The organism is Nocardioides sp. NBC_00368 (assembly GCF_036090055.1).
Lineage (GTDB): Bacteria > Actinomycetota > Actinomycetes > Propionibacteriales > Nocardioidaceae > Nocardioides.
In genome coordinates this window covers 1,344,723-1,366,624 of record NZ_CP107970.1, presented here as the reverse complement: position 1 = coordinate 1,366,624, position 21,902 = coordinate 1,344,723, and the positions used below count along the sequence as shown (strand labels likewise).

Genomic DNA, 21,902 nt, shown 5'->3' with positions numbered 1-21,902 from the left:
TTGGAATGCAGAAGGCCCCCAGAGCGCGCGAGAAAGCGCTCCAGGGGCCTTGCAGAGTTGGGTGAGCCAGAGGCTCAGAGCAGTCCTGAGAGAGCCTCAGAACAGCGGGATCGACACCAGCCCGCGAATGGGGTTGCCAGCGGTCGCGGTGTACGCGCCGCCACGAGAGTCAGCGCTCTTCAGCGCGACAGTTCCACCGGGGTACACCGTGCCGAAGCAGACGACACTGCCCATCTGAAGCAGGAAGTCGACCTGGAAGCCGGGGCGATACTCCGCAGGGACAGCAGAGAAGTTGATGTCCGTTGCGTTGCCACCGTTGTCAATGGCCCAGTCCGCTGCAAGCGTCGTGTCGTCAAACCGGATCACCAGGCAGTTGTTCAGGATCCGCCACTCGGGAGCGCCGGTCACGGCAACGCCCGATGTCTGAGGCAGACCAGTCCACGCCGTCTCGTACGTCGTCGAAGTGACAGCGGGGTACACGATCGGCTGAGCGATCCCGTCAGCCTTCTCGAAGACGAGCTCAACGAACCAGCCGTCATGCGTGATCCGGTGACTGATGCCAGTGATCCGCAGCGTCTCGACAGGGAGTACGCCAGAGTCCACCTGGATCAGGTCACCGAGGTCGAGCAGCGCAAGGTGCGCAGCCGTGCTCGGAACGTCGAAGTCACCGAACTCGGAGCGGACGCGCTGAGCGATCGGGATCGTCATCGAGCGCACACGCTTCGTCGGCGTGCCGTTCGCAGCGAGGAACTTCTCAGCGATCGTCTTGATCTCGGCGGCATCCTCAGCCGGACGCGAGACCTTCATGTCAGCCTTGTGGACGCCCCAGCGGCGAACGCTGGCGTTGTCCCGATACGGGCCGTACGGGATCTCCTCCGTCGCGCTCGTCACGGGGTTGAACCGCAGGAACTGGACGTTGACCTCGTTGATGCAGTTCTCGGAGTCCCAGCCGACCTGAACGTCAGTGAAGTCGCTCGTCGTCACGGGGACGGCGGCGGGGTCGAGGGACTCGCTCCACACCTTGAAGACGCCATCTCGGCGGACGTGCGCGTACACGGGAGTGGTCGAAGAGTCACCAACGAGCCGCACCTGCTCCAGGAGGTTCGCGCTCTCGTTGATCCCGATGACGTACGCATCCCATGACGGGGCGTACGAGGCACCGTTCACGTTGTACGGGACCGGAGAAGCCTCCAGCATCGCCTGGATGCCCTGAGTGCCAGCAGGATCCAGAACCTCGGGAGCCTTCGTGTTGCCCAGATCCTGCGTGTTGTCGACAGCCGTCAGCGTGATGCCAACCCTGTCGTCGGGATCAGGAAGCTCGAGATCGTACGAGACCTCCGCGTGCGTCAGCCGGCCAACGAAGACTGGCTCCCACACGCCGTTGACGAGCGTCGAAGCCTTGATCTTGCGGCCAGTGACCAGCACGTCGTTGACGGCAGGATCCAGCGCAGCGGAACGAGCCGAGAGGCTCAGCGTTCCAACCTCAAGGCCCTCACGCTGGATGTCCATGTCGATCGACTCGGGCATGACATCGATCCACTCGACCGGCGGAATGCCAGCAAGGTTGATCTCCGCAGCCGTCGCAGCAGTCGTCATCACGACACGGTTGAAGCGAAGGTTTCCACCAGCCTCAGTCGGGTTCGTGAACGTGACACCATCGACGCTGCTCTTGACGTCGATCGCGAGGCAAGCGAACGCAGCGCCAGCAGGAACCTGGCGAGGCGCAACGTCGAGAGCGCCGATCTTCTGCGTGTGAACGAAGGCGGACAGCGAGTTGCTGATGTACGTCCCGTTGGCGTCAATGAAGAACGTGCGAACACCGAGGTACGTGTTGCCGGGAGCCTCCTGGTTCGCATCGCGAATGCCGACCACGTTCAGGCGAGCAGCGATCCACTCCCCTGCCTGAACAGGAACGTCGAAGAGCGGAGAGTCAGCGGACGAGCGCGGAGGGTTGCTCCCACCTGCGCCGCCAGTTGTCATGCGAAAGTGCGTGCCAGTCGTGGCGATGTACCCAGAGTTCAGCGGTGCCACCGAGAACGTCTCGGTCGTGCTGATCGTCGTTGCAGTGACGGCGGAGACAGTGTGGGGCTCACCGTCCGACGAGACCGACACGAGGCCGGTCGAGGGAACCCAGAAGAACGTGTCGCCAACAGCGAAGTGATCGAGCAGGCTGAAGCCAGGCTGCGCGAGAACGGTGAACGTCTTGGTCGTGGAGTTGTACGCAGAGATCTGCCAGGCGGTCTGAAGCTTCTCCTCCGATGCACCATTGGTGATGCCGCGCAGTGTTGCGTTGTCAGACCTCCAGCCCCATGCGCCCTTGATGCCAGAGTGGTTCTGGATCCAGTTCCGCGGACCGTCAGCGACCTTCTCGACCTCGACCCTCAGCAGCGCAGTGCTGTCGATGGGGAGACTTGCCAAAGTGGAACCTCTTTCAGTTTGGAATGAAAGAAGCGGGCCACCAGTCCTTTGACTGATGACCCGCTTCGGGTTTGCGAGAGAGAAGCGTCAGCGCTTCTTGCCCTTCGACTTCTCGTACGCCTGAATGTCCAGAGTGATCTCTCGACCACGCTGGATCGCAGACACCTGCTGAGCCGAGAGCTTCACCGACACCTTCGTGTTGGAAGCCTTCTCGGCCTTCGCGACAGCACCCTGAATGCGAGCATTGAACGCATCGGCCATCTTCACGGCGGCGGCGTTCAGCTCCTTCTGGCGCTTCGTGAGACCAGCGACGTACGCGGCAGCCTGAGAGTCGGTCTTGCCGTACAGCTCCTTGGAGAGCGCGTCACCGAATGCCTCGCCCGACGAACCGAGTTGGCTGTACGCCGAGTTCAGTTGCGCGACAGCGGCCTGACCACCCTTGAGGAGTCCCTCGTACACCGCAGCCTGCGACTCAGCATCCAGGCCAGCGATTGCCTCAGCGGCAGCGTTCGACAGGTCGTACTTGTCGAGCACCTGCTTGCCGAGGTTGGCGGCAGCGACAGCCTGCGAAGCAGACGAGGTGAGGTCATTCATCCAGCCGGAGAAGTCGAACGTCCGAAGATCGTCCTGCATGTGCCTGCTGACCGTCTTCCAGTTGTCACTGGCGTTGATGTCAGCGAAGCCCGTCCACTTCTGACTGATCGAGTCAGACAGCGAGTTGATCTTCGACTGAAGATCCCGTGCCTTCTCCAGGGCAGCGTTGTTGCTGTTGATCCGGTTGCCGAGGTCGCGGAGGCGAGCCCTCTGCTTGTCCGTCGACTTCCAGATGCGATCGAAGATCTTCCCTGCGCGAGGGATGCCCTGAAGCGCCGTGCGGAGCCCCGTGGACATCGAGCCGATCAGGTCCTCGACGTTCTTCCGTGCGCCGCTGTACCGCTCACCGAGGATCGCCGTCGTGAACGAGGACTCGGCAGAGTTGCCACTCGAAGTGATCGAGGAACGAGCCTCGTCCCACTCCTTGCGAGCAGCGGCAACAGCCTTGCGAAGACCGCGAACGATCTCCTTCTCGACCTCGCTGTTCTTCGAGCGAATGCCCTTCGCGATGCCTCGCGGGATCCAGACACCAACCTCACGCATGAAGACACGCGACGGAGAGTGAATGCCCAGAGCGGCCTTCGCCGCAGCGAGACCATCGGAGGCGACATCAACGAGAGAGGTCACGACCGAAGAGCCGGCCCCAGTGATGCCCGATGCGATGCCAGCAACGATGTCCGACCCAAGGCCAGACCAGTCGAAGTCCGTGAACTTCGCGGCCATGTCGCCAGCGACGCCAGCGATCTTGCCCGGAAGGCTCTTGATGTACCTGACCGCATCCGAGATGAAGCCGTCGATCGCGGCATCCATCGCGTCCACCTTGCGCTGAGTCTCATTGCCCCAGTCGCGGATCGCGTTGTATGCCCGCTTGCACCAGCTCGCGAAAGCAGCGATGCCATCGATCACCATCGCCACGCCCCGAAGGAACGCAGCCAGTTGGTTCACAGTGTCGGCAAGGCGACCGATCAGGAACGGCAGCACGGTCTCGCCGAAGGAGCGAGCCGTGCCCTCAAGCCCACCGAAGGGAGCAAGGGCGTTGTCGAGCGAGGTGACAACCTCGTCCCACGCGGTCTTCAGGCGGTTGATCGCAGGGACCATCTCCATGAACCACGCAGAGTCGGCAGCCATCTTGACCGACTCGAACTTGGTGTACAGGTACGTCAGTCCGCCGACGAGGGCAGCAACGGCGAGAGTGATCGCGCCGATGGTGAGACCAACGGGGTTGAGGAGCGCGCGCAGGAAGCCGAACGAGCCAGACAGTTTCTGGTTCTCGATCGACAGGTCAGCGAACGACTCCTTGAGCTTGCGGTTCTTCTCGGTCACCTCGTCGAACTGAGCCATCGCCGCGACCTCGCTCGCGGACGACAGTCCGCCACGTTCCTTGCGAGCACGCTCGAAGTCCATGAGGTCATCCGCGAGCAGTGCCAGGAGTTCCTTGTTCTCCTCGATCTCCGCCGAGAGGCCCTCACGCTTCTCAGCGTTCACGCCCAGCGCCTTCTTGCGCTCCTTGGCGACATCACGAAGGTTCGTGACCAGAGCAGACGATGCCGTCGCCGAAGCAGCGATGCCAGCGGCAAGGACATGTGCAGACGCGCCACCGGCCAGGAGGCCAGCGCTCAGCGCCGAGAGGCCCTTCCAGTCCGTGTCTTCGACAACCGTCTTCAGAGCCTCAAGGTGCTCAGCGCCAAGCGCGGTCGCGTCGGTCGTCTTGGCGAACTCCTTGAGGTCAACCTCAACGTCGTCCAGGGCGTCAGCGAAAGCCTCAGCCCAAGGAGTCAGGTACTTGATCCCGAAGGATCCGAGCGTGCGCCCGATGTCCGTGAAGGACTCAGCGATGCGACTTGTGGAGTCTTCCCAAGAGCCGGCCTCGGGAGGCTTGATCCTGCCTGCCTGCTCGTTGACAAGGTTCAGGATCGCCTGCGACTGCATCGCGTTCTGCTGCGAAACAGTCAGCGCTTCAAGGGACTTGCCGTACTCCTCCTGCGCGAGGCGCGCGGCCTCCAGGTCGACCTGCGACTGCTTGAGGTTGATGCCGAAGTTGTCGAGCACGTCGTACTCGGCCATGAAGGCCGACGAGAGCGCGTCAGCCGAAAGACCGGTGCGCTGCATCGAGTCGGCAATCTTCTCCAGCTCAGCCTGTGAAGTGACCCCAGCCCGACCCATTGTCGAGGCGAGACTGGAGAGGTCACGTTCGCTGATCGCGTACGTCTCGGACAGGCTCCCGAAGGACTTCTTGACATCATCAGCGAGGTTTCCCCAAGTGGAGTCAATGACGCGAGACGCGCGTGCGGCCTCCCTGGAACTTGCAATGAAGTCGTCAAACATCGAGACGGCGGCAATGCCAGCGACACCAAAGCCAGCAGCAGCGACCTTGCCAAACTTCGACAGGACGCTCTGCGACTTCTTCATGTCATTCTGGAACTGCTTCACGTCAGCGAGGATTGCGACCTTGATTGGTCCAGCGGCCATGCGAGATCACCACCTTTCAGAGTGTCGTGCGCTCAATGCGCAAACTTGGCGGCAGCCTCGGCAAAAGCCGCCTGTTCAGTGAATGACAGTTCCTTCCAGACAGACGGCGGCATTCGGGTCATCACGCACCACTCAGCCATCGCCTTTGTTTCGTCATGGGGATCTGTCAGTTGGAAGGGTCCAGCGCCTCGTCCTCCGAAGCCTCCTGAAGACCCTTCAGCCGCTCAGTGAGCTCATCCATCGTCAGGCTCATCGCCTTCGTGTGAGCCTTCAGATCAGTGTCGCCATCGCGCTTGAACTCGATGAAAGCAAGAGCGGTGATCGCGTCCAGCGGGTCGCCGTCCAGGAGAGCAATGACGCTCTCGCCAAACTTGCTCTTGATGGCAAGTCGCTCGAAACCAGTGATCGAGCCGAGAAACTTCTTCATGTCCATGTTTTGTGTTGACTCCTTGTCAGTTGAGATTGAGGCGAGCGACAAGCCGGTCAAGCTCTTGCTCGATGATGTTCACGTACTTGTTTGCGTTCGACGGGTCGTCAACCACCTGCATGAAGTGGGTCGACTCGATGTTTCGATCCCACCAACCGAAGTTGATTGGACCGGCGTATGGAACGCGCTTGTACCCGATGTACACACGGGCTGTGTTCTTGGTCTTTGATGCGCGGAGAGATGCTGCAAGCGCGCCAGTGTCGCCACGAGGAATGTGGGGGCGAATGTCATTCATCGCCTCATTGGAGACCCGAGAAAAAGCCTTCTTGAGGTCCTCGACTTCGACACCAGCGCGCTCCAGTTGACGAACAGCTCTCCGGAGTCCTTCGACTCGTACTGCTGTCGCCATTCGTCACCCCTTTCGGATGACGTGCTTGCCGGAGTGCTCCACGATGAAGACGCCACCGATGACCCGATGTTCGACGCCAAGCGGGTCGACGATGACGGCAGGCGAGGGGACCGAAAGCCGATCCCCTCGCTTGGGAACACGAGCCCTCTTGGGCTTCGAGTTCTCTGCCTCAGTCATCGGGATCAGACAGCCGTGGTGACGAGCTCGGGCTTCGCGGTGAAGACCCACTCCAGGTCGAAGGTGAACCGCGCGGAGACAGAGGCGTTCGCCTCGCCACCAAGCAGCGCACCATCGGGCTCAGAGATGACCACGTTGCCGCGAATGATCGGGTTCGCCGCCGAAGCAGTCGCACCGCCATACGGGGCGATCTCGACAGCCACAGTGTCGCCAGCGTTCAGCCACACCATGTTCCAGATCGAAGTGGCGTCAGCAGGGTCCTGCGTCGCGGTGAAAGCGACCGAGTACTGACGGGCACCACCAGCGGCAGCGTCAGCGAACGAGACGAAGTCCGACTCGCTCTCAGCGGAGTTCAGAGTCACCGCAGAAACGTCGGCGGAGTACTCCTCCGCGCCGAACTTGATCTTCAGGGTACGAGTCCCAAGAGGGGTTGCAGACATGAAGAATGTCCTCCTTGTTCAGAGTTGGATCGGGCGCGTCAGTTCGATCGCGCAACCGAGGTACGAGCCGTCCCAGATGGAGACAGCGCCGGGAGAGGACACCGAAGAGATGTCCCAGTTGGATTGCAGGGCAGAAACGGCCTGCTCAATGAGGTTGTCGATCTCCGTTGTGACCGACTTGTTCGTGCCCTTGCCGGCCACCAGAAGGACCGTCACATTCAGCGAGTACTGCTGGTACACGGCAGCGTCGAAAGTCAGGTACTGCTCTGCTGGCGCGACAATCGCGCAAGGAGAAGTGGCCCTTTCCGGGAGCCACTCGAATACCGTCATTCCCACTGCCTCAAGGGCGTCAGCAGCCTCTGTACGAGCCTGGAAGAGCGTCACCGGGCGATCACTCCCCAAGGGGTGATCCAGCGCTTCAGAAGCGGGTACGCGGCAGCGAGAGGATCGCGATTGATCCGAACCGGAGAAGTACCGACGCCATTGAAAGTTGCGAACTGCTGAGAGGTGATCCCATTCGGCGCATTGCGGCGATTGAAGAGATCAGCGGCAACCTCAAGGACAGCCCTGTCCAGAATGACCTGAGGGATCACAGCAGAGCCGACAAGAGAGGAAACGAGAACCTCAGCTTCGGCAAGGCACGAAGTGAGCAGAATGTCGTACTCGCCAGAGGAGCCGACGTACTCTGCGACCTGCTCAAGAGTCACAGCCATGTTGAGCCTCCTTCAGGAAAGCCAGGAGGCGTTCTGAGGGCATGAAAAAAGCCCGACCCTCAATGGATCGAGCGAACAGTTCAGAGGCCCTCAGAACGCCTCAGGGAGTGGATCAGGCAGCGGTGATGGCGATCTTCTGGATGCCAGCCGCGTCCATCTCGCCGTGGGCCATGTACCCGTACAGCGAGAAGTCCTTGGTCAGGTTGATGATGTTCTCGTCCTGAAGACGGAACGGAGCGCCAGCCGACTCGAAGGACTCGTACGCCTCGCTCGAAGCGACGAACGCGGTCAGCGCCGGGAGGCCCTTGACCACGGCGACAGGAAGGTCACCGATCAGACCGGCCTGGCGAACAACGCCACCGCGACCAATGAAGGACTGACCGTTGCCAGCGAAGTCCCACTCCATGACCTGCGCGAGGTGGATGTACACGTCACGCGAGACGATCAGCGCGTCAGCCTGGAGGCCAAGGCTGTCGTCCTCGATGTCGCCAGCCGCGCCAAGCGCAGCGAGCAGCCAGTCGTTCTTGGTCGAAGCCGACAGGTCAGCAACGGTCGTGTGGGTCACGCCAGCGGCGAGAACACCAGTACGGAACGCAGCCTCAGTCGCCTTCGCGTACTGGAGGCCCTGGTACTCGAGAACCTTCGAGAGGTACACGGAGTCGCCACGCTCGATCGCCTGACGGGTCAGCGAGGAGTACCCGCCGTACGTCTTGACCGGAGCGGAGTCCGAGCCGAGCTCGATCTCCATGTACGGCAGGTTCGCGCCCTCAGCGGACTGAGCCGCGACGGTACCGTTGGTGCCGGAGACAACCGGGTACTCGACGGTGTTGCCGAAGGCCGGGAGGCTCTGGTTCGAGAAGAAGCCGATCAGCGGACGCTTCTCGTCGACGAGCTTCGCCTGCTTCGCAACCCAGCCGTTGCCGCCGAAGCCAACGCCAGCCTGAGTCGAGACAGCCGGCCCCGTGGCGTCAGCCGCACGGAACAGGGTCTTCGCGTTCTCGTCACCAGCAGCAAGCGCCTTGAGGGCCTCGCCGCCGGAACGGAACTGAATGGGAGCCGAGACCTCGCCCTTGACCTCAGTCTGGACGGCGACCAGGCGCTGAAGCGCCTCAAGCTCAGAGCGGACCTCGATCAGGTCCTCGCTCACAGTGTCAGTCATGTTGTTTTCCTCCTTGGAAGAGTTGATTGCCGGAGCCTCGGAACGGACTTCGGTGATGACAGCGCCCTTGTATGCAGGCGTTGCGACGAGAGAGACCTCTCGCAGTTCGACGGACTTTCGAACCACAACGTCACCGACCATCTCGGAGTCGATGGGCTTGAAGCCGACAGAGAAGTGCTTCAGGGCACCAGCCTTTGCGAGAGCGCGAACCTCAGTTGCCTTTGTGGTTTCGGCAAGACGAACCTCGATCTCGTACCCGGTGTCGCCGTTCTTTCCAACGGCAGTTCCAATGGGGAGACCTCGGTCAAGATGGTCGTGCTCTGCGTACACGGGAACCTCGATGCCATCGGGAATGGCATTGCGAATGAATGCCTCTTCGATGCCAGGAGCGATCTCGTTGAAAGGGACAGCGATGCCGCGAATGACAGCCTCGTCAGAAGCGTCCAGCGGCTCACTGAAGGCCCGGAACTGAAGATCAGTCACTCGGGTCCTCCTCTTCTGTTTCAGGGCCAGAGAGAGGCACTGGAGCCTTCTCAATGGCCTTTGCGGGAAGCCCATCCATCTCCCGAAGGTCATTCGCGTCGAAGTACCCGAGCGCGACCTGCTGAGAGCGGACAGACCAAAGAGTCGTTGCGTCCAGGCGGAGCAGGTCCGACTCCACGAAGCGAGCCTCCTGACCGCGCGGGAGAAGCGACGTGAAAGCACGCTCGATCTCGTTCATGTACGCGGCGAGGGTCGTTGTCAGGAATGCATTGAATGCGTCTTCCTGGTTCTGGTACGTCTCCGAAGAGCCATCCACCGGAGCCAGAAGAAGAGCGGCAGGAATGCCGAAGAGACGAGCAATGTTCGTGACAGCCTGACGCTGCACGGCGACGAACTGAGCCTTCTCGGGATCGATCGTCAGCGGGACGTACTTGATGCCGGAGCCAAGGACGCCAAAGCCGTCGTTGTTCGCGAGGAACTGCTTCCAAGCCTGCGCGTATGCGGTGGAGTCTTCCTGCGTCAGGAACTCGTCGCTCGTCAGGTATCCGCTGGGAACGCCAGACGTGTCGAACCACGTGTCAGCGAACTTGCGGAGACGGACAAGAGCGCCGATCTCCTGCGAAGCAGCCTGGATCGGGCCAAAGCCGTTCACGTGACCAGGACGAGACATCAGCTTCAGGTGCCTGATCTGATCCGAAGGGATCTGCTTTCCCCGGTGCCAGTACTCGATGCGACCCGTCTCGGAGTGCTCCTGGACGAGAACCTCTTCAGGGTTCAGGACACGAATGTTTGCGGTCGGGCTTCCGTACAGACGCCAGAAAGCCTCGCCGTACGTCGCCAGCGAGATCACGGTTTCCTCGATGAAGCGCCCCTGATCCGAGTCGAGATCGGGCTGCTTCACGATGCCGGGAACCTGCTTCACTTCCATTCCGCGGCGAAAGACAGTCAGTCGCTGCTGAGCAACAGAAGTGCTGAGGATCTGGACAGCCCTGTACACGACACCGACACTCAGAGCCTGCTGAACAGAGACGTACGTGCCAGCGTCAGTGGGACGAGTTGGCAGCGAGCTCACGTCCGAAAGAGAGCGCGTCTCAATCGCTTGAGTGCGCTTCATTCCGAAGTGGTACCAAGCCAAGTTTCATTCACCTCCTCAGGTGTGTACGACCAGCACTTGAGGTGCTGGGATCTCTGTGGTTTCTGCGCCAGTGACTGCCAGGACCGTCGAGATCACTGCGTCGATGTCAGAGGCGCGGTTGTCGAGGACGTATCCATCCCCGGAGTTCTTCGCGACAGCAGAAGGAAGTTGGCGTTTCACAACCTCGTCATGGGCGTGCTCAACGCGCTTCTGCTGAACAGCGGCGAAGAAGGACTGGTACCGAGGGATCAACTGAGCCTGAGTGACAAACTCGGTCTTCACGGCGCGCTTGCGAAGGGCATCGGAAAGGTCTTTGAGGCTGGCCGATCGCATGAACACCTTCAGCGGCTTGTACTTCCGATGAAGGGCGAGGATCTTCTCCTCCAGCACCTTCTGCGTCGGGTTCACAAGCGAAGCGACAACCTCAGTGACGATCACTCCGTCTTCGCGCTTGTACGCTGCTGTGATCGTTGCCGCTGTCCATGAAGGAGTGCGCTCAACGGCGAAGACGACACGAGACTTCAGGTCGACCTCAGCCGTTGGGAGTTGCATCCACATCTGCGGAGGCATCCAAGGGTTGTCTTGAGCGACGAAGCGGTTTGCGACGTACCGAATGGCCTGAGCGTCAGGCATCGAGGAGACGCGCTCCATTGCCTCGTCCAGGTCAATGCGTCCGCAATGAACAGCAGGGTTCGACTCAAGGACGAAGCGAGGGTCTTCCTTCTCGATGCCCTCGGGCGTGAACCAGTACCAGAAGCCAAAGCGCTCCTGCTGCCTGCGACCCTCTTCCATGAGGTGACGAAGAGCATCGGAGTCGTCATCGCCAGCAGTGGAGATGCCGAGAACCTGACCATCGAGCAGAGAGGACGTACCGAGCACGAGGGCCTGCCAGGAACCGATGTCCTTGTGCAGGTGCAGCTCGTCGGCGACGAAGACGCCAGGAAGCCCCTGGAGCGCGTCCTCCTTGCCAGCACGAACCTCGTACCCGCCATCGCCCTTGCGGGCTCGAATGCCTCGCGTACCCGTGGCGATGAAGCGCTTCGTCAGGGCAGGCTGTGAGTCGATCATCGACTTCACGCGACGGAAGAGGATCTCTGCCTGCTCGCGAGTGCTCGCGATGCTGTACATCATCGGCTTCTCGCCGTGAAGGGCGAGGGACCAAAGTGCGAAGGCAGCAGCGATCTCGGTCTTGCCAACCTGGCGAGGGACCATGATGACCACCTGGCGGAACCTCAGCCGGCCACGCTTCTTCGCGTCATGCCAGTCATCGGGGTACCGCTCAAGAACGTGATCGATCAGAGCGGCTTGCCAGGGGTCGAACTTGAACCCAGGTCGTACAAGCTCAACGAGTTGACGAAGGAGAGGTCCATCACTCACCGGGTTCTCGCAGAGAGGCTTTGGCATCTCCTTCGGCAAGAGCATCGTCTCGCTGTCCCAGTGGGTGAAGGAGTACTCAGCCATTCAGAAGGGCCTCCAGAGGGTCGACCTCTTCAGCGGGAACAGCCTCAGCAACCTTGCGAGCATTGCGAAGGGTCGTACCGAAAGCGGTGACGAGACCAGTGGAGAATGTTTCGGGGTTGTCGAGCATCTCTGCGATCAGTTCGAGGGAAGCAAGGTCCGCTTCGACGATCTCGGCTCGATCTCCGAGAGACTTGCGGAAGATCTGCGTCGTGGCAGACCAGGATCGTTCGGCCATTGGGCCTCCCTCCGGGGATCTGAATGGTTTGAAAGTGTTTCGACCTGTCGCGTGGAAACTTTGAGTTGGGGCGGTGGTTCTCGTGCGCCCTCCGGGAAAAGCGAGAACGCGACCTGAGGGCGCTGCACGGTGTTTCCCATGCATCTCTCCTGCCATTGCGGGAGAGGCCCTCAGATCGCGTTCTGTGCGTTCTCAGTGAGTCAGAACCAGCGTGGGTTCAACCACGTGACTCGTTGATCGATGTTGTCTTGCTTGCGGGAGTTGCATGGTTTGCAAACTCCCTGAAGATTGGTGAGTACGTCCTCGCCGCCTTTGCTTCGAGGAATGATGTGATCGGCAGCAGTGCTTGGTGCATCGGCACAGATGACACACACTGGATCACGCTCAAGGACTTGTGCCCTGAGCTTCTCCCATTCCGTGCCACGTGCTGAGTGCTGACTCAACGGCCAAAGCCCTTCACCCGCACACGCTCTGGCTCCTGCTGCTCAGGCTGCTCGGAGTACGCGCGTACGAGGTACTGACCAAGGAGAGCGGAGATCTGCGTGAGGATGACGAAGACAATGATCTGAATGGCAATGGTCATCGGTTGAGACCCTTCTTCTCGGATGGCATCCCGCTGGAGATCCAGCGAGGGAAGTCGAAGATGATGCAGCCCGTTGCCTGCTTCCAGTCGAACCAGGAAGGACGGGAGTCGAGGTACTCGTTGACAAGTTCTGCAATCGCAAAGGCGCTGTACTTCTCAGTGATCTCGGTCCATCCGCTTCGAGCGAACTGAGCACCGGCGATGAGTTGAGCCGTACGCCCTTCCTTGTTCCAGAGATCGAGGAAGAGGTGAAGATCCTCGTCATACCCGAGGGAGACGTTGTTCGCCGGAGAGAGAAGAGCGATCAGCTCAGCCTCCAGGGCGAGGGCCTCGCGGCGAGTGGAGTGCTTCGTGTGGCGAACGTGAGCAACATCGGCGAACCAGGGAGAGGACTCCTTGTGCTGAGTCGTGCGGCGCTCGATGTCGTTGGTCTGGCCGACGTACAGAACCTCGTTCGTTGCCGAGAGATGGACGTACGTGAAGAAGGTGCCTTCGGTGTCGAGAAGGCTCTTGGCCTCTTCGACGGTCATGTTTGAGATCGTGTATTCGTTCATTGATGGAACTCCTTTGTGTGTGATGGTTGGTGGAATGCGAACAACGCCCTGACGGCTTCACGTGAGCAGGCTCTTTCGAAGGGGACCTGTGTCGTGCGTCAGGGCGTTGCAAGGGAGAGGGAATGACAAAGAGCCGGGAGGCCGGCTCAAGCAGGAGGCTTGCGGATCACAGTGAAAGGAGAGGCTGCGAACTGCTCAGCCGTGCGGGCCATCACCCCCGCGCGGGCTCGACTGCTTGAACCGACTTCTCGGCTCTTTGTCTTTCAGGAGGAGGAAGAGAAGAGGTCTTTTCTTTCTCTTTGTCTTCCTGTACTCAAGTACGTTTCTTTCACCCCTGTTTCAGGGGATCAGGCTGCGAGGTCGTCATCCTCGTCCCAGTCGGCGAACTCCTTGAGCACCTGGACCTCAAGAGCGCCAAGGGAGCGCAACTCCTCAGGAACCCTCAGGTTCGCCATCAGGAGCTTCTCGGCATCCCATTGGTCCCATTCCCCACGGGAGCCCTCAAGCATCTTGAGAACCGTCTTCTCGGCCTGCTGACGCTTCGTTGGTCGACCTTTCTTGAGGCAGCCACAAGACTTTGTCTTCCCAGAGACGAGGCGATCCTTGCGAACCCAAGACTCATTGCCACATGAGCAGCGGCAGAGGTGAGTCCAGTTTCGACCATCGCGCTTCTCTCGCTCTTCGAGAACGACGAGTTCCCCGAAGACTTCGCCAACGAGCTTGTTGTCTCCGTCGAGGCCCTTGGGCCGGCCAGGACCAGCGGGGAACAGACCAGTGATCCAGGAGCGAACCTTCGGACGTTCACCAGGCTGCATGTGAGTGTTCGGAATGCCCTTGGAGTTGATGTACACGCCATCGTCATTGGTGTACATCTCCACCAGCTCAGCGCGAGTCTTGCGCTTCGGCTTCTCAGCGGAAGGATCAAGAAGAAGCATCTTCTGGATCTTGAGGTCTCTGATCTTCTGTGAGTACTTCGGATCGAAGATCGGAATGGAGGAGAGTTCCTCCGAAGTGAGTTCGATGTTCTGCCACTTTGGGTTCTTCGCATTCATGATGTCTTTGGATCTCCTTTGGAATGATGGATTGATGGGGGCCGAAGGCCCCACGAAGGTCTTTGAAGTCAGAGGGGGCCGAAGGCCCCACTTGGGACGAAGGACTTGATGTTGTCCTTGCCTCCGCTGCTTCTCCGCTGCTTTGTACGTTTCTTGCGACACATCAGGCGACGTCGCTCAGCAGCACCAGGCCACCGGCCTCGATCGCCTCCATGCGGCGCTCCCAGCGCTCGACCCTGAAGGCTTCACCCGGCATGAGGAAGAACGTGGTCTTCGCTTCTCTGCCGATGCCCTCGACGCGCTTGGCGACCCAGCCGGCCTTGATGAGCACGGCGATGCCTCGCTGCACTGGAGCGATCGTTCGATGTGCTCGGTCTTTCCTGCCGACGAAGTCTGCGAGGTCTCTCCAGGAGATCGAGACCTGAGAGTCATCTCCGGCGAGGAAGGCGAGAGCCCTTGCCACTGCGCGAGCGTTGGCACTGAAGATCTGCTCGTTCACGTCATCGAGCCAGAGCGCTGCCTGTCCCGCTGGTGGAGCGTTCTCGAAGACGATCGGCTCAGGGAGCCTTCCTCGATCTCTCCAGCCGTTGTGGCGGTTTCGCTTGACGAGGAGCCTGCAATGGTCATTGACCCTGGCTTTGAACGAGACCAATGAGTCGCTGCTGCTTTGTACATTCCTTGCGACACTTCCGCGAGAGGCTCCCTGACGGCAGGGCTTCGAGCAGTACTTGGCATCTCGGCGCTTGGCGGTGAAGCCTGCGCCGCAGTGTTGACAGGTCATTGAGGTGCGATGTACCTTCTTTCGTATTGACTGATGGTCATGATGGTGAGACGCGTCCCGATGGGAAGACACGAAGGCAGCAGAGTACCAGGCACCACCGACAGTTTTCGGCAGTGCCTGGCCGTTGCGTCTCACTTGTACATACGGAGGAACGCTCGGGCTTGTCCCACGCGCCTCACTTGTACATACGGAGGAACGGTGCGGTCTGTCCCGCTCCCCCTGTTTGTACAGTCCGAAGATCGGTCAGGCTTGTCCCACTCCCCCGGTCAGCGCCGATGCCGGCAGGCCCCCAGGCACTCGCCGTCAGCGTCGAACCTGTACCCCTTCTCGCAGCGCTCAGGGTCGCCCATGACCGCATCGAAGGCGACCTTCTTCGACCGCTGCTTCAGCACGCCAGCGATGACTTCATCCCTCGCCTCGTCGTTGCGCAGGAACGCAGCCATGTTCCTGACCCACGGCATCTCGTTGCGGATGTACTCGTGCATCTCCTTGCCGGTGGGCAACTTCTGGCCGTTGGCTGGCTCCTTGATGAAGGGATCCGGGAAGACAACCTCGATCTCCGAGGCGAACGCAGCCACGGTCTCAGCGTCAGCCTGCGAGTCGTACGCCGTGCCAGGCACGCACACCTTGTACTCCGTCGAGCGACCAGGACGAGCCGCCTTCGTCTCCTGAAGCCAGCCCTCAGCCCGAAGCGTCTTGATGGAGCGATCCCACGTCGCCTTGCTGAGCGCCGTCCACTGGAGGCCACGCTCGCGCTTGAGCCAGACCGAGCCGTCCTTCTCCATGTGGTCGATGAAGGCCAGCAGGACCAGCCGCTGAGTGGACGTGAGTTCTGAGTTCATCATCTGCTCCCTGACGTGCGCGTGGTGCGTGAGTTCGGTGGTACGGTTGGACACGTTGAAGTCATCCCTTCAGCCATGACCCCGGAGAGTTGCAGCTCTCGCGGGGTCTTTCTTTTGTCGACCGAAGGGTATCACAGAGAGAACGAAAAAGGCTCACACTGAGTTCCTTGAAACATCAGTGTGAGCCTCTTCTGCACTCACAGTGAGTGCGCCACTGCGTGCATGACTCCCTTCATGACTGCGGGCAGGGCTCGCAGCGATGGAGCGATGGATCAGTCGTCGTACTTGCGATCCATGAGATCGACCCACCTGCCTCGAACCTTGACCTGCATCGCAACCTGCTCCCGGATCCCGACGTTCTTCCTGCCGCGACCCTTCGGGAACAACTTGATGCGTGCGACACGCGAGAGGATCGCCCTCTGCGTGTTCAGGTCGCCGTTGGCGAAGTTCCGCACGGCCTGAGCGTTCAAGCGCCTCGGGTCGATGCCCTGCTCTCCCCCGCCCATCTCCTGCTCCAGCTTGGCAATGCGCTTCTCGATCAACGCAGAGCCAGACTCGAGAACCGCCAGCGGGATCCTGCCAGCGGCGAACGAGTCAGCCAGTTCCCTTTGCTTCGTGCGCTCTTCGTCGATGGCCGTGAGCACGTGCTTTGACTTGCCAGTCGTCGGAAGGTTCACGAGCAGACCAGGAAGCATCATCGTTGCAGCCAGGCTGAAGGCGGCCACAACCGTTGCGTCAGCCTTCGCCTGATCGGTGGAGACGTGACTGTTCTTGCATCGGTACGAGCCACGCGACTGAACCTTCTCGCCACACGTCGCACATGTCGCCAGAGCGGACAGCAGGTACTCAGCCCTTGGGCCAGCCTTCGAGCCGCCAGTACGCCGCGACGGGTCAGCGACACGAGCAGAGACGAGAGCGTGCGTCTCCTTGTCGAGGATCGGCTCCCAAGCGCCTTCACCGATGATCTCGCCCTTGTATGTCTGATGGCCGGCCAGGCGAGGGTTCACGAGCACCGTACGAACCGAGGTGATGTTCCAGTTGCCCCCGGAGCGAGGCTTGATACCTGAGGCATCCCAGTCCTTTGCGATCTGGTTCATCGGCTTGCCGCCGAGAAAGTCTTCAGCGCCCTTGCGAATGAGAGCCGCCTCAGGCTCGATCACATCGCCGGTCGCCAACTCGTACCCGAACGTCTTCCAGCCCGACTTCCACGGCTCACCCCTCTCGCGGCGCTGCTGGTTCGCCGCACGCTGCCGCTCCTGCTTCAGCTCGGTCTCCAACTGAGCCATCGTGGCGAGGATCGTGATGATCGCTCGACCGATCGGTGTTGACAGGTCAAGGAAGCCGTCCGTCGTGGCGATGTTGACGCCAGTGTCCTTCGCCATCCTCACGAGGTCGACGAGGCCCGACACGGTTCGCGTGAGTCGGTCGATCTTCCACACGACCACAACGTCAACCTCGCCCGCAGCGATCATCTGCTGTACGCGCTCCCAGCCGGGACGGGTCTCCCCCGTGTACCCCGACACGGTGTCAGACTCGACTGTGACAACTTCCCAGTCACGCATGAGGCACATGGCACGACAGGCTGCCTCTTGGCGCTCCAGTGCGTCGCCTCGTCGTGGGCCTGTCGCATCTGTCGTGTCTGTCGTGCCAGGCTCGCTCGCTCGGTCAAGGCTGATCCGTGTGTACACCACCGCTCTCATGGAGCGCATTCTGTCAGAAGTGGCGCAATGTCAACAAAGGGTTCTCGTAGCGCATGTCGATGACGCCGGTGCCGATCTCGATCCTCGACGTACGGGCACCGATCGCGGACAGGAGCGGGAACGGCGAGGCGTACTGGCGCGCGAAGTGATGGACCCGGAAGTACGCCCCGTCGACGCCGAGCTCCTCGGCGGCGACGGCGAGCTCGATGCCCTGGAGCAGCGCGTCTCGTGCCGACTTCGTCTGCGAGTAGGGCGACGGTGTCCAGTGGCCGAAAGACAAGAATCCGATGTTCTTCACGGGTAGTAGAACCCTCAACAGTCCCACAGGATTCCCTCGAAGCGGGGTCAGGCGAGGCCTGGTCACGTCCGACGGGGCGACCGGGACCTTCGCCTCTGGGTGTTCTGCACTCCGGAACTGTCTCCGTCTCGACACCACCTTGTCGGTGGTCGTATGGCGGTCAGCGTTCTGTTTTCATTCCGTCCACACGCCAAGAGGGCCGTCGTACGTGCCGTAAAGCAGACGTCTACACGGCACCAACAGGAGCCCCTTATGAGTTTATCTATCGGTCGACCGAATAATCATATCGGTCGACTGACCAGGGAAAACATTGTCTCGGCGTGTTGTCCGAGCTCTTCCGAAGTCGCGGATTATCGTGTTACATATCAGGCAGCTTCACCGATGCAGTTTCACCGATATAAGGCCGACCAACATTCTCTGGGGGATGAATTCATTATGTGGGACACCGTTGAGGTGCAGAGCTTCACGCTTTCTCACGACATGCCGTGCCGCGACTGCGGGCACGCACGTCACCGCTTCTTGCCGTGTGACGCCGACTGCGACTGCCGCGCCCACGAGGTCGCGGAGCTACTGGAGGTCGCCGGCGCTCGCTGAACGACCTGACGTCAGCTGTCTCGGGCGTCCAGAACGGTGGCCACCGCATCGCGGTGGCCACCGTTCTTGTGTTCGAAAGTCAGCGACGTTCGAGAATCAGTTGAGTCGCGGAAGCGGATCGTCCGCAACCAGGGCCAGGATCGCCTCATGGACATCGTTCTGGTACCCGGCCTCTGGCTGGACGCATCCTCATGGGACCTCGTCGTCCCCCACCTGACCGACGCCGGCCACACCGCACGGCCGATCACCCTTCCCGGCCTCGAGTCGGCCGAGACCGACCGCTCCGGCGTGCACGTGGCCGACCAGGTCGCTGCCGTCGTGGCAGCCATCGACGAGTCGGACGGCCCCGTGCTCCTCGTCGGGCACTCGATGGGCTGCGCGGTGGCCGGCGCTGCGCTCGACGCGCGCGTCGACAAGGTCTCGACCGTGGTCTACGTCGGTGGCTGGCCGGCGGAGCCGGGCATGATCCCGGCCAAGAACTTCCCGACCGACGGCGCCGACCTGCCGCCGGTGCCGTGGGAGGAGTTCGAGGAGGCAGACGTACGCGACCTCGACCGCGCCACCTTCGAGGCGCTGCTGCGGCCCTCCCCCGCCAGCCTGACCACCGAGCCGTTCGAGGCTGGCGACGAGCGGCGCTACTCGGTGCCGGCCGTGTTCGTCTGCCCCGAATACCGGGCTGCCGACCTGAAGGAGTGGGTCGCCGACGGTATGGAGTCGGTCGCCGCGATCCCGAAGCACAAGGACGTCACCTACGTCGACCTGCCCACCGGCCACTGGCCTCAGCTGTCCAAGCCGGCCGAGCTCGCGGCCGTCATCGCCCAGGCGGGCGAGTAGGCAGGCCTCGGGTAGCGTCGGGTGCGTGCGCACCCGGCTCGCTGCCCTGGCCGCCATCACGGCCCTCTCGGCCGGCGTCGCCGGCTGCGGAGGTGACCCGTCCTCGGATTCCAGCCGCAGCCCGTCGGCGTCGTCGTCGGCGTCCTCACCGGATCCGTCTGCGGCGAGGACGCCGCTCGACGACGCGTCGGTGCCGCTGGCCGAGCGTCTCACCCGGGCGATGGCGACGATCGCCGCCGGCACGCCGGGAGCCGAGGACGTACGCGAGGCGGCCCTGTTCGAGCAGACGACCGCACGCAACCTCGCCCGCGGGTCGAAGGCGAAGGCCGACGCCGTGCTGGGCGCGCTCGGCCGTGCCGACCGCGCCCAGCTCGAGTCGGACATCGCCGCTGCCCGCGAGCTCATGGCGATGACCGACCCGCAGCCGAAGCTCCCGGACTGGAAGATCCTGACGCCACCATCTCCGGACGAGCTCCGGCCGCTCTACCGCAGGGCGCAGCGGGAGACCGGGACGCCGTGGCAGTACCTCGCCGCTGTCCACCTGGTCGAGACCCGCATGGGGCGCATCCGCGGCACCAGCACCGCGGGCGCCCAGGGTCCGATGCAGTTCCTGCCCTCGACCTTCGCCCAGTACGGCGCCGGTGGCGACATCAACGACCCCGGCGACGCCATCATGGCGGCCGGCCGCATGCTGGCGAACAACGGCGCGCCCGGGGACATGGCCGGCGCACTGTGGTCCTACAACCACTCTGACCGCTATGTGGCGGCCGTCAGCGCCTACGCCGAGCAGATGAAGCGGTCCCCCGCTGCGTACGACCTCTATTGGCACTGGCAGGTTCTCTACCGGCACCAGGACGGCACCATGCTGCTGCCCGAGGGCTACCCGGACGAGAAGGCCGTACGCATCGCCGGCTAGTAGGGGCGCTCGACGGCGTACTGGACGAGGCTGACGTCCTCGCCGCGGTAGGTGTCGGTGCCGTGGCGGCCGGTCTCGATGAAACCGGTGGCGTCGAAGAGCTTCTTGGCGCGGGCGTTGGTCTCGTGCGTCTCGGCCCAGATCCGGGTGAGGTCGAGGACGGAGAAGCCGTAGGTGAGCGCGGTCTTGATGGCGCGCTGGCCGAGGCCCTGTCCCCAGCGCGAGCTCGGGCCGATGGCGATGCCGAGCTCGCGGGTGTCGGGCGCCAGGCCGTGGAGGTCGGCGTAGCCGACGACCTCCTCGTCGACCTCCACGGCGAGCCGGATGAGCTCGGGCGGCGGGGCCTCGATCAGACGACGCCAGTGGCGGAGGTGACCGTCGCGGTCACGCTCAGGCCAGCCGTTGGCCACCCGGAACTCCTCATCCTCGGCCCAGGCGGCGTAGACGTGTTCGTCGCCCGGTGACAGCGGGCGCAGGCGCATGGTGTCGGTGCGGGGCATCGACCGAGTGTCGCAGACGAACGGCTCGGTCGATCCCCCGCCCGGGATCTGCTCAATAGGTGAGCTGGACCTTGGTCGCGAGCCGCTCGTCCATCAGGCGGTAGCCCTCGGCCGCCTCGGAGAAGGGCAGCGCCTTGTCGAAGACCAAGCCGGGGTTGATCGTTCCCTCGAGCGTGAGCCTGAGGAGATCGGGCAGGTAGCGGCGTACCGGTGCCATCCCGCCCTTGAGGCCGACGTTCGTGCGGAAGAGGGCGTTGACCGGGAGGTTGACGTCGTGCGGCACGCCGACGAACCCGACGGTCGCGCCGGGGCGGGCCACCTTCGAGGCGGTCTTGAAGGACTGGTCGGTGCCCACGCACTCGAGGACGTAGTCGGCCCCGATGCCACCGGTGAGCTCGCGCACGGCCGCCTCGCCCTCCTTGCCACGGGCGGCGACGATGTCGGTGGCGCCGAACTTCTTGGCGATCTCCTGGCGGGCCTCGTGGCGCGACATCGCCACCACCCGCTCCGCGCCGAGCTGAGCGGCCGCGAGCACCCCGCACAGACCGACCGCGCCGTCGCCGACGACGACCGCGGTGCCGCCCTTGGCGCCGGAGCCCAGGCCGGACATCACCGCGGCGTGCCAGCCGGTGGCCATCACGTCGGTGAGCGCGAGCAGGTCGGGGTACATCGAAGGGTCGGGCGTCTCGTCGAGTTTGATCAGCGAGCCGTCGGCCTGGTTGACCAGGGCGTACTCGCTCTGGCCGCTGACCGTGAAGCCGAGGTTCTCGCAGACCGACTGGACCCCGGCGAGGCAGTGCGGGCAGGTGTTGTCGCAGTGGTCGAAGGGGACGATCACGAAGTCGCCGGCCTTGAAGTCGCGTACGTCGGCGCCGACCTCCTCGATCACGCCGATGCACTCGTGGCCGATCGTGCGGGGCTCCTCGATCTCACCGTTGGAGCCGCGGTAGTTCCACAGATCGGAGCCGCAGATACAGGAGCCCACCACCTTGACGATGGCGTCGGTGGGCTGCTTCAGAGCAGGATCGGGTACCTGGGTGAAGCGGATGTCGCCCACCCCATGGATCGTCGTCGCGCGCATGGTGGCATCCTGTCACCCGGCGTAAAGAGATGTTGCACACGGTGGCC

At 62.3% G+C, this 21,902-nt stretch carries 23 protein-coding genes; 2 read left to right on the top strand and 21 right to left on the bottom strand.

Going from position 1 to position 21,902, the window contains the following annotated elements:
- Positions 1-96: 96 nt before the first annotated feature.
- The 19 genes from OG984_RS06475 to OG984_RS06390 form a co-directional block, all read right to left on the bottom strand.
- Complete coding sequence (locus OG984_RS06475) at positions 97-2,418, bottom strand: hypothetical protein (RefSeq protein ID WP_328530778.1); 2,322 nt, start codon at positions 2,416-2,418, stop codon at positions 97-99.
- 87 nt (positions 2,419-2,505) lie between these two features.
- The gene (locus OG984_RS06470) at positions 2,506-5,442 is read right to left on the bottom strand and encodes a hypothetical protein (protein WP_328530777.1); all 2,937 of its coding nucleotides are present in this window, start codon (positions 5,440-5,442) and stop codon (positions 2,506-2,508) included.
- 205 nt (positions 5,443-5,647) lie between these two features.
- Positions 5,648-5,914: a hypothetical protein gene (locus OG984_RS06465; RefSeq protein WP_328530776.1), complete on the bottom strand. Its 267-nt coding sequence runs from the start codon at positions 5,912-5,914 to the stop codon at positions 5,648-5,650.
- 19 nt (positions 5,915-5,933) lie between these two features.
- Positions 5,934-6,317, bottom strand: coding sequence for a hypothetical protein (locus tag OG984_RS06460; RefSeq protein ID WP_328530775.1), 384 nt, complete (start codon positions 6,315-6,317; stop codon positions 5,934-5,936).
- Between the two features lie 182 nt (positions 6,318-6,499).
- A complete protein-coding gene (locus OG984_RS06455; protein ID WP_328530774.1) occupies positions 6,500-6,934 on the bottom strand; it encodes a hypothetical protein in 435 nt (144 codons plus the stop codon).
- A gap of 18 nt (positions 6,935-6,952) precedes the next feature.
- Positions 6,953-7,318 carry a hypothetical protein gene (locus tag OG984_RS06450; protein WP_328530773.1) on the bottom strand — a complete coding sequence of 122 codons (366 nt, stop codon included), beginning with the start codon at positions 7,316-7,318 and terminating at the stop codon, positions 6,953-6,955.
- Positions 7,315-7,647: a hypothetical protein gene (locus tag OG984_RS06445; protein ID WP_328530772.1), complete on the bottom strand. Its 333-nt coding sequence runs from the start codon at positions 7,645-7,647 to the stop codon at positions 7,315-7,317. The genes OG984_RS06450 and OG984_RS06445 overlap by 4 nt, the downstream gene beginning before the upstream one ends.
- A 112-nt stretch (positions 7,648-7,759) precedes the next feature.
- Positions 7,760-9,289, bottom strand: a complete 1,530-nt coding sequence (locus tag OG984_RS06440; RefSeq protein ID WP_328530771.1) for an HK97 family phage prohead protease — start codon at positions 9,287-9,289, stop codon at positions 7,760-7,762.
- Positions 9,282-10,403, bottom strand: coding sequence for a phage portal protein (locus OG984_RS06435; RefSeq protein WP_328530770.1), 1,122 nt, complete (start codon positions 10,401-10,403; stop codon positions 9,282-9,284). Before OG984_RS06435 ends, OG984_RS06440 begins: the two co-directional genes overlap by 8 nt.
- Positions 10,404-10,439: 36 nt before the next feature.
- Positions 10,440-11,885 (bottom strand): terminase large subunit domain-containing protein, encoded by a 1,446-nt coding sequence (locus OG984_RS06430; RefSeq protein ID WP_328530769.1) that lies wholly within the window; start codon positions 11,883-11,885, stop codon positions 10,440-10,442.
- Entirely contained in the window at positions 11,878-12,120 is a 243-nt protein-coding gene (locus OG984_RS06425) for a hypothetical protein (protein WP_328530768.1), read from the bottom strand. Before OG984_RS06425 ends, OG984_RS06430 begins: the two co-directional genes overlap by 8 nt.
- A gap of 200 nt (positions 12,121-12,320) precedes the next feature.
- Positions 12,321-12,494 carry an HNH endonuclease gene (locus OG984_RS29495; RefSeq protein ID WP_442941001.1) on the bottom strand — a complete coding sequence of 58 codons (174 nt, stop codon included), beginning with the start codon at positions 12,492-12,494 and terminating at the stop codon, positions 12,321-12,323.
- A gap of 65 nt (positions 12,495-12,559) precedes the next feature.
- Positions 12,560-12,703, bottom strand: coding sequence for a hypothetical protein (locus OG984_RS06420; protein WP_328530767.1), 144 nt, complete (start codon positions 12,701-12,703; stop codon positions 12,560-12,562).
- A complete protein-coding gene (locus tag OG984_RS06415; protein WP_328530766.1) occupies positions 12,700-13,257 on the bottom strand; it encodes a GIY-YIG nuclease family protein in 558 nt (185 codons plus the stop codon). The genes OG984_RS06420 and OG984_RS06415 overlap by 4 nt, the downstream gene beginning before the upstream one ends.
- Before the next feature lie 347 nt (positions 13,258-13,604).
- Positions 13,605-14,309, bottom strand: a complete 705-nt coding sequence (locus tag OG984_RS06410; protein WP_328530765.1) for a hypothetical protein — start codon at positions 14,307-14,309, stop codon at positions 13,605-13,607.
- 163 nt (positions 14,310-14,472) lie between these two features.
- Positions 14,473-14,658, bottom strand: coding sequence for a hypothetical protein (locus OG984_RS06405; protein WP_328530764.1), 186 nt, complete (start codon positions 14,656-14,658; stop codon positions 14,473-14,475).
- 698 nt (positions 14,659-15,356) lie between these two features.
- Positions 15,357-15,932: a hypothetical protein gene (locus OG984_RS06400; protein ID WP_328530763.1), complete on the bottom strand. Its 576-nt coding sequence runs from the start codon at positions 15,930-15,932 to the stop codon at positions 15,357-15,359.
- Positions 15,933-16,204: 272 nt separating this feature from the next.
- Positions 16,205-17,632: a recombinase family protein gene (locus OG984_RS06395; RefSeq protein WP_328530762.1), complete on the bottom strand. Its 1,428-nt coding sequence runs from the start codon at positions 17,630-17,632 to the stop codon at positions 16,205-16,207.
- A 13-nt stretch (positions 17,633-17,645) separates the two neighbouring features.
- Complete coding sequence (locus OG984_RS06390; RefSeq protein ID WP_442940961.1) at positions 17,646-17,930, bottom strand: LLM class flavin-dependent oxidoreductase; 285 nt, start codon at positions 17,928-17,930, stop codon at positions 17,646-17,648.
- A 741-nt stretch (positions 17,931-18,671) separates the two neighbouring features.
- Between OG984_RS06390 and OG984_RS06385 the strand changes: the two genes are divergently transcribed.
- Positions 18,672-19,358: an alpha/beta fold hydrolase gene (locus OG984_RS06385; protein ID WP_328530761.1), complete on the top strand. Its 687-nt coding sequence runs from the start codon at positions 18,672-18,674 to the stop codon at positions 19,356-19,358.
- Positions 19,359-19,383: 25 nt separating this feature from the next.
- Positions 19,384-20,274 (top strand): lytic transglycosylase domain-containing protein, encoded by an 891-nt coding sequence (locus tag OG984_RS06380; protein WP_328530760.1) that lies wholly within the window; start codon positions 19,384-19,386, stop codon positions 20,272-20,274.
- On the opposite strand, the gene OG984_RS06375 is transcribed toward OG984_RS06380, so the two are convergent.
- Together OG984_RS06375 and OG984_RS06370 are read right to left on the bottom strand one after the other, a co-directional pair.
- Positions 20,271-20,774 carry a GNAT family N-acetyltransferase gene (locus OG984_RS06375; protein ID WP_328530759.1) on the bottom strand — a complete coding sequence of 168 codons (504 nt, stop codon included), beginning with the start codon at positions 20,772-20,774 and terminating at the stop codon, positions 20,271-20,273. The genes OG984_RS06380 and OG984_RS06375 overlap by 4 nt on opposite strands.
- Before the next feature lie 52 nt (positions 20,775-20,826).
- Entirely contained in the window at positions 20,827-21,855 is a 1,029-nt protein-coding gene (locus OG984_RS06370; protein ID WP_328530758.1) for a zinc-dependent alcohol dehydrogenase family protein, read from the bottom strand.
- Positions 21,856-21,902: the final 47 nt, after the last annotated feature.

Excerpts from the sequence above, each read along its gene's own strand:
- OG984_RS06465 (WP_328530776.1), bottom strand. The coding sequence starts at position 5,914 with ATGGACATGAAGAAGTTTCTCGGCTCGATCACTGGTTTCGAGCGACTT.
- OG984_RS06460 (WP_328530775.1), bottom strand. The coding sequence starts at position 6,317 with ATGGCGACAGCAGTACGAGTCGAAGGACTCCGGAGAGCTGTTCGTCAA.
- OG984_RS06455 (WP_328530774.1), bottom strand. The coding sequence starts at position 6,934 with ATGTCTGCAACCCCTCTTGGGACTCGTACCCTGAAGATCAAGTTCGGC.
- OG984_RS06445 (WP_328530772.1), bottom strand. The coding sequence starts at position 7,647 with ATGGCTGTGACTCTTGAGCAGGTCGCAGAGTACGTCGGCTCCTCTGGC.
- OG984_RS06435 (WP_328530770.1), bottom strand. The coding sequence starts at position 10,403 with ATGAAGCGCACTCAAGCGATTGAGACGCGCTCTCTTTCGGACGTGAGC.
- OG984_RS06430 (WP_328530769.1), bottom strand. The coding sequence starts at position 11,885 with ATGGCTGAGTACTCCTTCACCCACTGGGACAGCGAGACGATGCTCTTG.
- OG984_RS06425 (WP_328530768.1), bottom strand. The coding sequence starts at position 12,120 with ATGGCCGAACGATCCTGGTCTGCCACGACGCAGATCTTCCGCAAGTCT.
- OG984_RS06420 (WP_328530767.1), bottom strand. The coding sequence starts at position 12,703 with ATGACCATTGCCATTCAGATCATTGTCTTCGTCATCCTCACGCAGATC.
- OG984_RS06415 (WP_328530766.1), bottom strand. The coding sequence starts at position 13,257 with ATGAACGAATACACGATCTCAAACATGACCGTCGAAGAGGCCAAGAGC.
- OG984_RS06410 (WP_328530765.1), bottom strand. The coding sequence starts at position 14,309 with ATGAATGCGAAGAACCCAAAGTGGCAGAACATCGAACTCACTTCGGAG.
- OG984_RS06400 (WP_328530763.1), bottom strand. The coding sequence starts at position 15,932 with ATGAACTCAGAACTCACGTCCACTCAGCGGCTGGTCCTGCTGGCCTTC.
- OG984_RS06395 (WP_328530762.1), bottom strand. The coding sequence starts at position 17,632 with ATGAGAGCGGTGGTGTACACACGGATCAGCCTTGACCGAGCGAGCGAG.
- OG984_RS06385 (WP_328530761.1), top strand. The coding sequence starts at position 18,672 with ATGGACATCGTTCTGGTACCCGGCCTCTGGCTGGACGCATCCTCATGG.
- OG984_RS06375 (WP_328530759.1), bottom strand. The coding sequence starts at position 20,774 with ATGCCCCGCACCGACACCATGCGCCTGCGCCCGCTGTCACCGGGCGAC.
- OG984_RS06370 (WP_328530758.1), bottom strand. The coding sequence starts at position 21,855 with ATGCGCGCGACGACGATCCATGGGGTGGGCGACATCCGCTTCACCCAG.